Raw genomic sequence first — 14,838 nt, 5'->3', positions numbered from 1 at the left:
TCCGACACTTGCGCAATGAGAACCGACGGCGCGTTTGCGGTGACCATGCGGCGCTTCGCGGTATGATCAAAAACGTGTCCGGGCACGAGGAGTTCGGTCGTGCCCGCACCGGGGTCAGCTAAATGGTGACCCCATCCCCTCATCCCCTTGCTGACCCCATCCCCTTGTTGACCCCATCCCCTTGACCCCATCCCCTAGTGTGACCCCATCCCCTCGTTCGTCGGGTCGATCATCAGTAGGCCAGTGACCGCCAAGGCGAGCCTGGCCCGAGGGTCGCAGTAACGGCAGCCTCTCGATCGCGTTCCCCTTCCACCCTGACCGCCCGCCGGCAGGACCTCGAACATCCTGCTCGCGGCGCCCTCCACCACGACGCCGCCGATGCCGCGCCTGAGGTTTTTTGCCCAGGGTCCTGCTCGCGGGCGCCCTGGCGAGTGCCTGGATGGTCATGGGGCCGCATCCGTTGGGGTCGGTCGGCGGATTCGATGGGACGGGCTATAATTTAGTTGAGCCCCGCGACGATAGGGCCGGCGATGCTTCCTCAGGACGCCGTTGCTTCTACCGGTCCGCGGGGTTCTTCGTTGCCGTCGGCAGGTCCGCGGGCAAGTCCGCCACTGCGCCGACGGGATCGGAGTCAGCATCAGTACCCCCATTCCTCATGCGCCAGCGGCAGGCTGTTGAGCATGTCCCGATACTGCGGCCATTGCGGCATGTGGGCGTCCAGCAGTGCCGTGAACCGTTCGTCGTGATGTCGCTCCAGCAGGTGCGTCAGCTCATGGGCGACGATGTACTCCAGGCACTGGACCGGCTTCTTGGCCAGCTCCAGATTGAACCAGACGCGACGCGCGGCCGGGTTGCAACTCCCCCAGCGGGTCTTCATCCGCTTGATGCCCCAGTCGGCCACCTGCACCCCCAGCGCCGCTTGCCACTTTGCGAGTAGCGGTGGGATCAGCTCCTTGAGTTGTTCCCGGTGCCAGCGTGACAGGATGGCCTCGCGCTGCGCGGCATCGGTGCCGGGGCGCACGACGAGATCGATGGCGCCGATTCCACGCACCGCCACCTTAGGCGGCCCCTCCTGTTCGCGGACCCGCAGTCGCAGCCGACGGCCCAGGAACCAATGGCTCTCACCGCTCACCATCTCACGTTGGGACTGGCGGGGCTGTTCGGCGAACTTTGCCCGCTGCCGTTTGATCCATCCCAACTTGTCGATCACCGCGAGCCGTACCGCCTCGTCCCCGAGCACCAGCGGCACGGCCACGCGCACCCGCCCGAGCGGCGGATAAACGCCCAGGTGGAGGTTCTTGATGTCCTTGCGCACCACTTCGACCTCGATGCCGGAGATCCGCAGGTGCTGCGTCTCAGTAGTCACTCTGGTGCTTCGCCAGTTCGAGAAGCCTGGTGGCCTCGGCTTCGACCGAGTAGCCCCCCGCGTCATCGGCAATGGTGCTGGCGGCTTGAGCAGCGTCCCGCGCCTGCGCAAGGACCGCGCGGATAGCCAGGCGCACCCGCTTGGCCTTCATCGTGCTGTCGCGCCACCCATCCATACGGCTTGCCTCGATCGCCGCGTCCACCGCCAGGGCCAGCCCCTCGTCATGGCCCAGGTTGTTGTAGAGCGCCCGTTGGGCCGCGCTCTTCACGCCCAAAGGATAGCCACCCGGCCCGCCGCCTGGTAGGGCCGCGTCCCTGGTCAGCCGGGCGATCTTCTCCAGGTACGCCTGGTAGGTCAGCATCCCCTGGCGCCGCTGCTCGATCAGGGCATCGAGGAGCTTGGACATCTTCTCGTAGTAGGCCGGGTCCACCGGGGTTTCGTTGACGATGAGCCGCCGGACATTGTTCTCGATGGTCTCCGCCACCGCCCCCTCACTCTTGCGGATGCCCTTGGGGAGCGCATCCACCGCCGCGGGACCGCGCTCGACGATCAGGGCGATCAGGCTCAGGTCGTCGAAGTCGGAGATCGTCTCGCTCTCCTCGGCGCGGATATAGGTATCGATCAGATGACGCATGGCCGGTTCGTACACCTTGAGATCGATGTAATCGCCGCTGTTGCGCTTGACTGTCGCGGCGACCTTGGCGAAGCGATCCACCTCATCCTTGATGCGCTCGATCTCATCGCCGGAGTAGCCGGCCGCGGCAAGTTCATTGGCAATGTTGGCGAAGCTGCGCAGCAAGGCGGCCACGAACTTGTAGAGCTTCACCCGTTTGGGCTCGTTGTCCTTGAGTTGCCCGGCATTGCCCGACTCCTTGGCGCAGAACCAATGGAAGTAATTGAGTTCCTCGCGCGGTGCCTCCACCGGCTCACACAGGGCCTTGACCCTCTCGCGGGCGTCCTCCAGGTCCGCGCGCCCCTCGGCCAGCCGATCCTTCAGCAAGCCCTGAACGTCGGCCTTGTCATAGGCATCGAAGGCCCCGCTGGTATAGTCCTCGACCGCGCCCTCCAGGCGCTTGAACAGGTCCTTGTAATCGATGATGTAGCCGTATTCCTTGCTCACGCCGTCCAGCCGGTTGACCCGGCAGATGGCCTGGAACAGGCCATGGTCCTGCATCTGTTTGTCGATATAGAGATAGGTTGCGGAGGGGGCATCGAAGCCGGTGAGTAGCTTGTCCACCACGATCAATAGCTTCATCTGGCCGGGGGCATCAACGAATAGCTTCTTTGCCTCCTTGTCGAACCGCTCCGATTTCTTGATGGCCGTCTCGGGCGGCTCGTTGAACCAGTCCGCCAGCATCTGCCGATAGACCTCGTACTTGAACAGGTTGTCGGTCTCGCCCGTGCCGGTGGTCTCGCCCTTGCTGTCGGCGACGGTTGGCGCATAGCTCGTGATGATGGCGCACCTGCCCTTGAGTTCCGAGTGCGCGAACAGCTCATAAAACTTACATGCCTCGTAGATGCTGCCCGCCACCAGCATGGCATTGCCGTGGCCGTCCATCAGCCGGGGCTTGGTACTCATGTCGAGCAGGATGTCGGCGACGATCTGTTCCAGCCGGCCCCGGCTGGACAGCAACCGCTGCATGGTCCCCCAGCGCTGCTTAAGCTGAGCCTTGGCCAGGTCGTTCAACCCCGGCGTATGGGTCTCGAACCACTGGTCGACCTTGGCCTTGTTGGTCAGGGTCTGGTCGATGTCCCGTGCCTCGTAACGCAGGTCCAGCACCACACCCTCGCGTACCGCCTGGTCGAACTTGTAGGTGTGGATATAGCGGCCGAAGACCTCGATGCTGCGCGCCTTGTCGGACTTGAGCAGCGGCGTGCCGGTGAAGCCGATGAAGAGTGCATTGGGCAGCAGGGCCTTCATCGCGCTGTGCAGGCTGCCTTCCTTGGTCGATTGGGTCCGGTGGCACTCGTCGACGAACACATAGATGTCGCCTTTGGCCTTGAAGTTCGGCGGCAGCTTGCGCGTCGCCTCGATGAATGCCTTGGCGCTGCTGTCCTCCCCCGCTGCTTCGTCCTCCTTGCCGCCAAACTTATGCACCAAGGCACAGATCAGCGATTCCTCGGTGCCGTTCAGCTTCTCGATCAGGTCCGCGCCGCTGCCGGTGCGGTAGATGGACTCGTTGACGCCCTTGAACACCTTCTCGATCTGCTCGTCCAGCTCGGTGCGGTCGGTGATGATCAGCACCCGTGCCCCGGGGCAGTTCTCGCTGATCCACTTGGCCAGCCAGACCATCGTCAGGGACTTGCCGCTGCCCTGGGTGTGCCAGATGATCCCGCCCTCGCGCCGCCGGATGAACTCCTGCGCCGCCTTGACGCCGAAGAACTGGTTCTGGCGGCACAGCTTCTTGGTGCCGGCATCGAACACCACGAAGTCGTGCATCAACTCCAGCAGCCGCGCCTTGGTGCAGACCTGCAACAGGTGCCGGTCCAGCAGGTTCGGCTCGGCCGCCCAGGGGCCGGTGTCCTCCACCCATCGGAGGTAATAGGTCTCCGGCGTCTCGACGGTGGCGTAGCGCAGCCCCTCGCTGTCGTTCCCCGCCATCAGCCATTGCATGGTCGAGAAGAAGGGCTGGATGAACGCCTTCTGCTGGTTGTCCAGGGTCTGGCGGATGCCCTCGGCCACTGAGACCGTGGAACGCTTCAGCTCCAGCACCGCCACGGCGATGCCGTTGATATAGAGCACGATGTCCGGTCGTTTGGTGCTGGCCTTGGCATCCGCACCCTTCACCGTCACCTCCTCGGCGATGGCGAACCGGTTGTTCTGCGGGTCCTTCCAGTCGATCAGCCAGACCGTAACCTTGTTCTCGCCCGACCCCGGCTGGACCTTGACCCCATAGCGCAGCAGTTCATAGACCGCCCGGTTGCGGTCATAGAGACACTTGCTGGTGTCAGAGGCCACGCGGTTGAGTTCGTGCAGCGCCCGCTTGATGAGGGTGTCGCTCACCCCTCGCCCTTTGAGCCATGCGGTGAGGATTTCCGGCTCGATGTTGGCGTTGCCGGGACGCTCGATCCAATTGCCCAGGTAGTCGTAACCCAGACGGTCACAAAACAGGGAGACGATACGCTCCTGGGTCTTCTTTTCGATCTGCCCGACTGTATTCATAATTGATAATTGACAATGGACAGTTGATAGTGCGGGGTGGCTAGATGCCGGCTTTTGAGGACTTGATGATTGCCGTGAGAAGCTTCATCAATTCGGTATTGTCTGCTCGCATGGAGTCGAAACCTGGTTTATCGATAAAGTCGGATTGATGCAGGAGGTCGAGCCAGTAGTCGGTTTCGTTGGCCTCCTTGAGTGCAATGGCCATCTTGTGGATAAAGTCCGGCCTGCTTTCCGCCTGCTCCGCCTCTCTGATCAGCGCGCCAATCGCGGTCCCCGACCGCAGCAATTGTTTGCTCAACACAAACTCACGCCGCTGCTCACTTAGATACTTATAGAGCTTAACGACCCGCAACGCAAACCCAAACGACTTATCCATGACCGCATTCTTCTTCATTATCAACTCTCAACTATCCATTATCAATTACTGCCCCCGCTGCCGCCAGTTATAAATGGCCTGTTCAAGCCCCTCCGAGAATACCTTCATTTCGCCCCCGGCGGCTTCGGTCCTCCCGACCATTCGCGCAATCTCTTCCGGGTCGCGTTGCAGTGCATCCGCAAGGGTTTCAAAGCGATTCTTGGCGATATTGGTCGGCTTATCGCTGGCGTTGTCGAACGACTGCCTCAAGTTCTTCAACTGCTGCTCAAGGCTCGGGGCGGCAAGCAGGGATGAATAAAGGGTCGACTGCTTCTCCAGTGCCGCATAGATCCACTCTTCGGGAGGCTGGATACCCGGTAGAAACAGGGGTGCGGCAGACTGGTTGAATCGCTCGGCGGCTTGCTGGATGGCGGGCTCGATCTGCCGGGCATCGCCGTCGAGCACCAGGACAAAGGCATCGAGCAACTGGAACTTGCCGAGCGTTTCGACGTGCTGGGGGAATTGGTCCTTACCCGTGTCGCGCCCGACTACGACATCGTCAGGATTGAGGTTCAGCTTGACGTTCAAGGTATCCAGCACGCCGAGAATGAGTCCCTCGGCAATGGAGTCCTCGCACAGGATCGACAGCTTGTCTTGCGATTGCCCGTAGAAGGCGCGCTGAAAGATATCGCGATATGGCGGCTGGACGGTGACATCGGTGGGGGTACGCTCCAGGAAAATACGGCCCTCGACCGGGACGCTCTCCAGCACTACCGGGCTGTGGGAAGTGACGATGATTTGCAGGTTGTTGCGCAGGGCCAACCGCTGCAATTCGAGCATGACTTGTTGCTGGGTGTAGGGGTGCAGACCGGCCTCGATCTCATCGATCAGGATAAACGCGTCCTTCAGACGGGAGATGTCCTTGGAGATGTGCAGCAAGGCCCGCTCTCCGGCGGACATATGAAATTCCGAATAGGTCGCGGTCGCGTCTTCGCGGTCCGCGAACAGCAGATCCTTGCCCTTCAGTTGCAACAGCTTCAGGCCCCGATACTTGAAAGGCAAGACGCGGTGGGCAAAGGCGATCAGATCGGCATCCAGGTCCGACTGCTCGAATTGTTTGGACCCGATCTGCAGGATGCTGCGGACCTCGGACGGGCTGGTCAGGTTGGCCAGGGTGCGCAAGTAGAGCGCACGTTTTGGCTGGTGCACGGCCTTGCGCCCCATGAAATTCTTGGTCCACGACTTACCCCGCCGCCAGGTCATGCCTACCCGGCTGCCGTCAGCGACAAAAAAATACTCGAACGATGCGTCGCCGAGATGATCCGAAATCGCCGGGGCCTTGAGGTTGGGAAAGAGCACGGTCGGACTGTAATCGCGACTGTCCGATACATCATAGGCGCAGGCACAGGCGAAGAGCACGGTCGATTTCCCGCAGCCATTGGGGCCGGCGATGACGGTAACGGGATATCCGAAGGTGATCTGCAGGCTCTCGATCCCGCGTAGCTTACGGATCTGTACCGACTCCAGGAACTGCGGCATCTGCGGCTTCTTCGCGCGCAATTGATCCCACACCTGACGGAGGTTACGACGCAGCAGGCTCATCGCGGAGGCTCCTGGGTGGCGGTCGGTTCGCAGTCAAGGCCGCCGACGAGCCGAATCCGCCCGGTCAGCAGCTCCTGCATCATGCCCTGCTTCAACTCACGGGTCTTGTCGCGGCGCGCTTCGATGGCGGTGATCTCGGCATCCATGTCGGAGAGGATGGTCGCGATGGCGGTTTGCTCCTCCAACATTGTGGGGAACTCAAGCTCAACTTTACGAATAGTGGACTTGTTTATGCCACTGACCTTGGTGCCAACAGCAAAGAATCGAAACTGGTCCTTGACGCTTTGGGTTTGGAAGCAGAAACGCTTGAAATTGTTGTCGAGCCTTTCATCCCTGCTTTTCGCGACCAGGGTGTGCAGGCCGGAAATGTAAGGGATATTGCCGCGATTCGCGACAACCAAATGCCTACTCGTCCCTTCGTCGTCCTCTGATGCATCGACGAACACTATGTCGCCATCTCTAAGGAGGCTCGATACGTTCACATTACTCAAGCGAACATCAAGCTTCGGTATTTCCGAGTATTCCTTCTCCACGTCAATGAATGTTCTGGTGGACTTGTGTATGTCCCCGTAATGCAGATAGCAGTAACCCGAATCCGAGAGTTGATCGCGGGACGCAGATAATCCGCCACTGAACGAGAACAACTTGTCGAACGGTGTTACCACCCACGGGCCGGCAAACCCCGGCAGCCGGGTCGTCCCGGTGAGGAGTTGCTGCATGGCTGCCTGTTTGAGGTCGCGCTTTTTGGAGATGAGCGCATCGAGCTTAGTGACCAGGGCTTCCACATCCGACAGCGCGGCGGCAATGGCGCGTTGCTCGGTAGGCGGTGGCAGCGGAATCCGCATGTTGGCAATCATTTCCCGACGAATTGAATCAACGGATGACTTGGCTGTCATCTGCATGATTCTTGGGTAGAAGTTGCTGCTGAAATAGAGATAGAAGTAGTAGCCGTCTAATCTATCACAGAAGTTGCTGATCTTGTAGACGCGCTGATGGAAATCGAATTTTTCCTTGACGTAGTGAAAGATCTTCCCAGTACCCACGCCGTCGCCAGCCGTTAATACGGCTTCGCCGTCAAACGTGTAGCTGTTTATGCGCTCAATGGTTGATGAGCGAACGAAAAAGGGATAGATACCATCCGCAATGCGATCTTGGGTGTTCTTGTCTCCTGTGGTTATTGCTGCCACATTGACAATCGAGTCAACATACCAATCAACTGGAATCGCTCCCACCTCAGTCTGCTTATATCCCGGTTTCAGTTCGGTATTCATTGCAACGGCTCTCTCGCTCCCACAGCCCCGCGCAGGAGCAAGTCGCGACGCTCCAGCGTCGCGTACGGATTCGGGTCGCTGGAGCGGCCGGGGCTGCATTCCCACGCGGATCGTGGGAACAAGAGGTTCACCCCCGGGTCTGTCTTCTTGTTTCTCGCTCCCACGCGGTGGTGTGGAAACGCGAGAGACGTGCAATTGGTGAGAAGGCTTCTGACCAATTTCTTCCTGGCTCCCATGCTCCAGCGTCGCGTAGAGGTTCGGGCCGCCGGAGCGGCCGGGGCTGCATTCCCACGCGGAGCGTGGGAACGAGAGAGACACGCGACAAGGTGCGACGGCGTCGCACCTTTTCTGGCTCCCACGCTCCAGCGTGGGAGCAAGTCCCGACGCTCCAGCGTCGTGTAGGGATACGGGCCGCTGGAGCGGCCAAGACTGCATTCCCACGCGGAGCGTGGGAACGAGAGGCAAAGGCGGACGTTGGTCAGTTCCATGTCTCTGGCTCCCACGCTCCAGCGTGGGAGCAAGTCCCGACGCTCCAGCGTCGCGTATGGGTTCGGGCCGCAGGAGCGGCCAAGGCTGCATTCCCACGCGGAGCGTGGGAACGAGAGAGACACCCGAAAAGGTGCGACGGCGTCGCATCTATTGGGGTGCAGGTCGGCAATCTGCGCGTCAGCGGTCCCGATGGTCTTTCCGCATGCCCGCGCCTAGGGGACCCTCGGGCGTTTTTACCGCTTCTCTCCGCGCCTCTGCGCCTCTGCGTGAGATATTCCTGAAGTGACTCACGCAGAGACGCGGAGGCGCAGAGAGGGATGAGCCAGGTAGGGTCCGCTGTGTGGAGCGAACCCCTCGTGAATCCCACCGACGAATGGTCCGCGCAGCGGACCCTACTCGGTTCGGAAAGTTTTCTCGCTCCCACGTGGTGGCGTGGGAAAGCGAGTGAAGTGCAATTGGTGAGAAGGCTTCTGACCAATTTCTTCCTGGCTCCCACGCTCCAGCGTGGGAGCAAGTGCCGACGCTCCAGCGTCGCGCAGAGGTTTGGGCCGCAGGAGCGGCCAAGGCTGCATTCCCACGCGGAGCGTGGGAACGAGAGAAGACTGCATTCGCACGGGGAGCGTGGAAACGAGCGGCCGCACGGCAATTGATGCGTAATGCCCACGCTTTCCGCTCGCAGCAGCACATTGTCCATTATCAACTCGCCATTCTCCATTATCACAGCGCCTCTCCCCCTTCATTGAGTATCCCCAAATAGGCATCGTAGACGAACACCCGGTTGCGCCGTTGGCCGGTCAGTTCGCGGGCGATACCCAACTCGACCAGTGCCAGCATGGCCCTGGACGCGGTGGGGAAGCTGATGTCGGCGCTTGAGCTGACGTGGGCCAGGTTGCACAGTGGCCGCTGCCGCAGTGCGTCGAGCACGCGCAGGGTATTGGCCGCGCCGCGCCCGCCGGCCTGGACGCGCCGGGTGTCCTGCTGGAACAGATCGACCAGCCGGCGGGCGGTCTGCACGGCGCTGTTGGCGGTTTGCTCCACGCCCTCCAGAAAGAAGTCGATCCAGGCCTCCCAGTCGCCGTCGGTCCGCACGCGGTCCAGCAGGTCGTAATAGACCTGACGGTGCTGCTTGAAATAGAGGCTAAGATAAAGCAAAGGCTGGGTGAGTGCCCTGCCCTCATGCAGCGCCATGGCGATCAGCAGTCGCCCGAGGCGGCCGTTGCCGTCGAGAAAGGGGTGGATGGTCTCGAACTGGACATGCACCAGGGCCGCCTTGAGGATCACGGGAAGCGCAGCGGACGCGTCGTGGATGAACGCCTCCAGCGCGCCCATGCAGGGCTCCACCTCTTGGGCCGGCGGTGGGACGAAGCGGGCGTTACCTGGTCTGGTGCCGCCGATCCAGTTCTGGGTGCGGCGAAACTCGCCGGGGGCCTGGTCACTGCCCCGTCCCCGCGCCATGAGGCGGGCATGCATCTCGCGCAGGAGCCGATTGCAGAGCGGGAGGCCCTCGCGCAGGCGCGCCATGCCGTGTTCCAACGCGGCAACATAGTTGGAGACCTCGACCACGTCGTCGAAGGGAACCCCGGGTTGTTCTTCGAGTTCAAAGAGCAGCAGATCGGAAAGCGAGGACTGGGTCCCCTCGATCTGGGAGGACAGCACCGCTTCCCTGCGTACATAGGCGTACAGGAAGCGCTGCGGATCGGGCAGCAGCAGGCCGATGCTGTCGAGGCGACCCAGGGCCAGGGTCGCACCCTCCAGGGCCGCTTGCCGTGTGCCGCCTAGCTCGAGCGGCGGCGTCGGCGGTAGGGGCGCAGGGACAAAGGCGCGGACCGCCTCGCCCCCGGCGAGACTGGCGGCATAGTGCCCGGTGCTGTCACGGTGCATGGCACAAGATCCTTTAATAAGGCAGGGTGCTGTTAAAAAAAACCAAGAATACTTTAATAAGGCGCCGACAACCAGTCACTTCCAAGCGAATCCCATCGTCTTCAGGTGCTCATCCACCCGAGCGGCGAGTGTGTCCACCTCTTCGATCAACCGCGGCAGCGGTGCGGCATAACGCTCGGCCAGTTGCCGGATGCGCCCGGTCAGGGCCTGGCTGACGCGGTCCAACTCGCCCTGGACGGCCAAGCCCAGGGCGGCGAGCCATTTGTCCTCGACCACCAGGGTCTTGATCTCGTCCTGCGTGAGTTGCCGGTAACGGGCGGCCACCTTGGCGTCGAGCGCCTTCTGGGCGTCCTTGACCTTCTTGCCGGCGGCGGTCTCCTTGTCGATCAAAGCATTGTAGGCGGCCAGCATCCGGCGCTCGGGGGCGGCGTCCTTGTCGGGCCTGATCTCGGCCAGCCGCGCCTTGACGCTCGCCCGGGTGAGCTTGCCCTTGTCGTTCTTGGCCTCCGCCAACAGTCCATCCTCGCCGCCGTGCTCCTCGTCCATCTCCTCCAGCTCGCGGCCGACCGCGTCGCGCTCGGCTTCGAGCCGCGCGATGGCGGCGGCATCGGCGGCGAAATAGCGGGTGATGATCAGGTCGGGCGGGATCAGGTCGGTGTTGGGCTTGCCGTCGGCGAGCGCCTGCCAGCCGTCGCCGACCAGCATCCAGGCGTCGTCCTGCATGGTCTCGACCCAATAGTCGAGCAGGTGCTGATAGCAGTCGTAGGGGTCGATGAGTGGGGCGGTACGGAAGGTCTCCAGCAGGCTTTCCGAGAGGCCATCGATCAGTCGCTTGGGTGCATCGCCGATGCGGATGCCGTTGAGACTGGGCAGGTTGGCGGCCTTCCACTGGGCAAAGAGCGCGGTGACCTGCGCATTGAAGGCGGTGAACTCGGGGTGGCCGAAGATCGCCGCCTTGACTTGGCCGGCCTCGACCTTGGGCTGGCTGTAGCCGCCGCGCTCGGTGTCCTCGAACAGCGCATGGCGCACGCTGGGTAAGACCTGCCAATAGGCGGCCAAGCCGTCGATGTCGCGGTTGGGGATGCCGCCCTTGAGATGGGCCTCGATGTCGCGCAAGTCCTCGAGTTCGCTGCCGTCGATATAGCGCGGCAGGTTCAGGTTGAAGTCGTTGGACTCGATCTGCGCGAGCGGCGCCATGCGCGAATAGCCGGGGCACTCCACCTGGCGGGTGAAGGTGTCGACGATCCGGTGGATATCCTGGGCGCGCAGTCGGTTCTTGTTGCCGTCCTTGATGAAGCCGCGGCTGGCGTCGACCATGAAGATACCGCGGCGCCCGGCCGCGCCGCCCTTGTCCACCACCAGGATGCAGGCGGGGATGGAGGTGCCATAGAAGAGGTTGGCGGGCAGGCCGATGATGCCCTTGATATAGCCCTGGCGGACGATGCGTTGGCGGATGGCGCCTTCCGCGCCGCCACGAAACAGCACGCCATGGGGGTGGATGACGGCGCCCTGGCCGCTGCCCTTGAGGCTCGCCAGTATATGCAGCAGGAAGGCATAGTCGCCGTTCTTGGCGGGCGGGATGCCGAAGCGGAAGCGCCCGTAGGGGTCGTTGGCCGGGTCCAGACCGCTGGTCCAGTTCTTATTGGAGAAGGGGAAATTGGCGACCACGAAGTCGAAGGTCTTGAGGCCGCCGTCGGCGTTCTTGAAGTGCGGGCTGGACAGCGAATTGGCCTGCCAGATCTCGGCCTCAGGGGCGTCGTGCAGCACCATGTTCATGCGGGCGAGCGCGCAGGTGGCGTTGTCCATCTCCTGTCCGTAGAGGGTCAGCTCCAGGCCGGTGCGGTTCCTGGCCTCGTCGTGGGCCTTGAGCAGCAGTGAGCCGGAGCCACAGGTGGGGTCATAGATGGTCTGGGCGCCGCTGGTGGCGCGGCCCAGGTCGATGACCATGGACATGACGCGCGAGACCTCGGCCGGGGTGTAGAACTGGCCCTTGCTCTTGCCGGACTCGGTGGCGAAGTGGCGCATCAGGTATTCGTAGGCATCGCCCAGCAGGTCGTCGCCCTCGGCGCGGTTGCTGCCGAAGTCGAGCCCCTCGAAGATGGCCACCAGCTTGGTGAGCCGGTCCACCATCTCCTTGCCCTTGCCGAGCTTGTCCTCGTCGTTGAAGTCGGCGACGTTGATGGCGCCCTTCAAGCTGTCGTTGGCATCGGCGAGGCGCCCGATGATCTTGTTTATCTTGTCGCCGATCTCCTTGTCGCCCTTGGCGATCACCATGTCGGCGAAGCCGCCGCCGTAGGGGACCTCGATCAGCGCATCGGGGTCGTTGGCGTATTTGTCGGAGACATATTTGACGAACAGCAGGACCAGGACGTAGTCCTTGTATTGGCTGGCGTCCATGCCGCCGCGCAGTTCGTCGCAGGAGCGCCAGAGGGAGGAATAGAGTGCGGACTTCTTGAGGGCCATGGGCTTATTTCTTAAAGGTGGCCTGGTAACGGGCGATGAACGGGCAAGGGCTGTTCCTGTGGATCGGCGATTCGGCCGAGCGGTCAACGCCGGCACGCAGATAGGAAATTCACGCAGTTTCGCTCGTCAGGCTCGTCACGCCGGGGCAAAAATCAACCCGGTCACTCCGTCGTCGTTCTTGGCATCGATCGCGGCGTCCTGGTGAGCGGCCCCGACCAGCGGGATGCGGTGCAACTCCAGAAAGGTCATGGGGATGGGATTGCGCTCATCGGCCGGGTGGGACCGACAGGCGACCTCCTGCCAGGCGGCCGGCGCCCAAGCCGGGAACCGGGTGTCCCCCGCGGGCCGCGCATGGACCCGCGTGAGATAGAGCCGGTCGGCCTGCGGCAGGGCCTGCGCATAGACACTGGCGCCGCCGACGATCATCAACTGCGCCTCCCCCATTGCCGCGGCGATGGCCTCTGCCAGGGAGCCTACCGGGGTCGCGCCGGCGGACTGGAAGGTCGGGTCCCGGGTCAGGACCAGATGGCGGCGGCGCGGCAGGGGGCCGGGCAGCGATTCCCAGGTACGCCGACCCATGAGGATGGTCTTGTCCAGCGTCAGGCGCCGGAAGTGGGCCAGATCCGCGGGCAGGTGCCAGGGCAGGGCATTGTCCCGGCCGATGACCCCGTTGTCGGCGACCGCGGCCACCAGGCACAGCAGGGGCCGGCGCGTCGGCTCGGACAACCCCGTCACGGTGCGCCGTGCCGCTGCCGCGCGAGCTGCGTGACGATCGCGGCCGCGGTGCGGCGGGCAAGCCCGGGGGCTGCGGACGCCGGGCTCAGGCGCGGGCGGCGGCGGACTGGGCGACCGGTTCGGGGGCCGACCACAGACGTTCCAGGTTGTAGAAGTCGCGCACCTTGGGGAGCATCACATGGACCACGACCCCGTTGAGATCCACCAGGGCCCACTCGCCCTCGTTGAGCCCTTCAGTGCCTAAGGGCACCTCGCCGGCCTCCTTGGAGCGGAAGGCCACCGTCTCGGCGATTGCCTTGACGTGCCGGTCCGAGGTCCCGGAGGCGACGATCATATAGTCCGTGACGGCGGTCTTGCCGCGCACGTCCATTACCTGAACATCCCGGGCCTTCATGTCGTCCAGGGTATCCACCACCAGTTGCCTGAGTTTAGCGAGCTGCATGCGGTCTCCTCTGCTAAGGGTTTGTGTAAGGGTTCATCGATATAGGCCAGCCTGCGCGATGAGCGCAAGGACCGCCTCCGGCACCAGATAGCGGGCACCGCGCCCGGCCCGCAGCAGGGCGCGCACCCGGGTCGAGGCGATCTCCATCTGGGTGACGGCCTGGAACAGGATGCGTCCGCCCGGCACCTCCCGCAACACGTGCGGGTCCTCACAGGTCCGCCCCGCGCACAGGACCTCCAAGCCCGGGGCCAGCGGGCCGCAGACCCCGGGCCGCTGCATCACCACCAGATGGGCCAGATCCAGGATTTCGCGCGGCCGGTGCCAGTCCGCAAAGCCCCGAAAGGCGTCGCCGCCCAACAGCAGGCAGAGGGGCCGGGCCTCACCCAACTCGGCCCGCAGGGATTGCAGCGTGTCATAGGAGAAGGAGCCGCCGGGCCGCCCCAACTCCCGGGTGTCCACCCGAAATCCGGGCTGGCCGGCGATGGCCGCCTCCAGCATGGCCAGTCGCCAGGGCGCCGCGGCCTCCGGCTGGGGGCGGTGGACCGCCACGTTGAGCGGGATGAAGCGCAGTTCTGCAAGTCCCAGGGACTGGAGGCAATCCAAGGCCGGGCGCAGGTGCCCGAGGTGGACGGGGTCGAAGGTACCGCCCAGGACGCCGATCATGGTGAGGCGCCACCGGGGCGCCGGCACCCAGGCGACCGGGGCAGTATGGGGGCGAGACGATCCGGGGGCGGGAACCGGGGCCGGCGCCGCGGTGTCGGCCGGGTCCACTCCCCGTTCGATCTGTGGGTCTGGGCCTGGGGCAAGGTCTCCTGGCTCTTGGACAGTGGTCAGTGCGTTACGGTATTGGTGTAACCATAGCAGAACCCGCGCGGCTTGTCCCGGCTCCCGGTCGTGGGGGGTGCGATTAGAACTGATGTGTTAACGCACATGTCGTAGGGTACGCATCGCGTACCCGCCAAGCTGCCACACCCGCAGGAGCCGGGTACGCGATGCGTACGCTAAAGCCACAGCGACCGGACGTTCTCACGGACCTGGCGTTGTCGTTGTCGTTGTCGTAATCGTGGTCGG

The 14,838-nt window shown here is 63.2% G+C and carries 10 protein-coding genes; all 10 read right to left on the bottom strand.

Features of this window, described 5'->3' with window-relative positions; translation table 11 throughout:
* Nucleotides 1-637 precede the first annotated feature (637 nt).
* Nucleotides 638-1,366, bottom strand: a complete 729-nt coding sequence (locus QZY48_RS18350; protein ID WP_295433827.1) for a SprT family zinc-dependent metalloprotease — start codon at nt 1,364-1,366, stop codon at nt 638-640.
* Nucleotides 1,356-4,529, bottom strand: a complete 3,174-nt coding sequence (locus QZY48_RS18345; RefSeq protein ID WP_295433824.1) for an HsdR family type I site-specific deoxyribonuclease — start codon at nt 4,527-4,529, stop codon at nt 1,356-1,358. Before QZY48_RS18345 ends, QZY48_RS18350 begins: the two co-directional genes overlap by 11 nt.
* Nucleotides 4,530-4,569: 40 nt before the next feature.
* Complete coding sequence (locus tag QZY48_RS18340; protein WP_295433821.1) at nt 4,570-4,923, bottom strand: four helix bundle protein; 354 nt, start codon at nt 4,921-4,923, stop codon at nt 4,570-4,572.
* Between the two features lie 27 nt (nt 4,924-4,950).
* Entirely contained in the window at nt 4,951-6,486 is a 1,536-nt protein-coding gene (locus tag QZY48_RS18335) for an AAA family ATPase (protein WP_295433818.1), read from the bottom strand.
* The gene (locus QZY48_RS18330; protein WP_295433815.1) at nt 6,483-7,757 is read right to left on the bottom strand and encodes a restriction endonuclease subunit S; all 1,275 of its coding nucleotides are present in this window, start codon (nt 7,755-7,757) and stop codon (nt 6,483-6,485) included. Before QZY48_RS18330 ends, QZY48_RS18335 begins: the two co-directional genes overlap by 4 nt.
* 1,206 nt (nt 7,758-8,963) lie before the next feature.
* On the bottom strand, nt 8,964-10,127 hold the full coding sequence (locus QZY48_RS18325; protein ID WP_295433812.1) for a Fic family protein: 1,164 nt from the start codon (nt 10,125-10,127) through the stop codon (nt 8,964-8,966).
* 75 nt (nt 10,128-10,202) lie between these two features.
* A complete protein-coding gene (locus QZY48_RS18320; protein WP_295433810.1) occupies nt 10,203-12,590 on the bottom strand; it encodes a class I SAM-dependent DNA methyltransferase in 2,388 nt (795 codons plus the stop codon).
* Between the two features lie 135 nt (nt 12,591-12,725).
* The gene (locus tag QZY48_RS18315; protein WP_295433807.1) at nt 12,726-13,316 is read right to left on the bottom strand and encodes a dihydrofolate reductase; all 591 of its coding nucleotides are present in this window, start codon (nt 13,314-13,316) and stop codon (nt 12,726-12,728) included.
* A 94-nt stretch (nt 13,317-13,410) separates the two neighbouring features.
* The gene (rsfS, locus tag QZY48_RS18310; RefSeq protein WP_295433804.1) at nt 13,411-13,767 is read right to left on the bottom strand and encodes a ribosome silencing factor; all 357 of its coding nucleotides are present in this window, start codon (nt 13,765-13,767) and stop codon (nt 13,411-13,413) included.
* A 33-nt stretch (nt 13,768-13,800) separates the two neighbouring features.
* Nucleotides 13,801-14,430 (bottom strand): nicotinate-nucleotide adenylyltransferase, encoded by a 630-nt coding sequence (gene nadD, locus QZY48_RS18305; RefSeq protein WP_295433801.1) that lies wholly within the window; start codon nt 14,428-14,430, stop codon nt 13,801-13,803.
* Nucleotides 14,431-14,838 lie beyond the last annotated feature (408 nt).

The sequence above is a fragment of the uncultured Thiodictyon sp. genome, assembly GCF_903828115.1.
GTDB lineage: Bacteria > Pseudomonadota > Gammaproteobacteria > Chromatiales > Chromatiaceae > Thiodictyon.
This window is presented reverse-complemented; position numbering and strand designations above follow the sequence as displayed.

Coding starts and splice junctions, on each gene's coding strand:
- QZY48_RS18345 (WP_295433824.1), bottom strand. CDS start 4,529: ATGAATACAGTCGGGCAGATCGAAAAGAAGACCCAGGAGCGTATCGTC.
- QZY48_RS18340 (WP_295433821.1), bottom strand. CDS start 4,923: ATGAAGAAGAATGCGGTCATGGATAAGTCGTTTGGGTTTGCGTTGCGG.
- QZY48_RS18335 (WP_295433818.1), bottom strand. CDS start 6,486: ATGAGCCTGCTGCGTCGTAACCTCCGTCAGGTGTGGGATCAATTGCGC.
- QZY48_RS18330 (WP_295433815.1), bottom strand. CDS start 7,757: ATGAATACCGAACTGAAACCGGGATATAAGCAGACTGAGGTGGGAGCG.
- QZY48_RS18325 (WP_295433812.1), bottom strand. CDS start 10,127: ATGCACCGTGACAGCACCGGGCACTATGCCGCCAGTCTCGCCGGGGGC.
- QZY48_RS18320 (WP_295433810.1), bottom strand. CDS start 12,590: ATGGCCCTCAAGAAGTCCGCACTCTATTCCTCCCTCTGGCGCTCCTGC.
- rsfS (WP_295433804.1), bottom strand. CDS start 13,767: ATGCAGCTCGCTAAACTCAGGCAACTGGTGGTGGATACCCTGGACGAC.
- nadD (WP_295433801.1), bottom strand. CDS start 14,430: ATGATCGGCGTCCTGGGCGGTACCTTCGACCCCGTCCACCTCGGGCAC.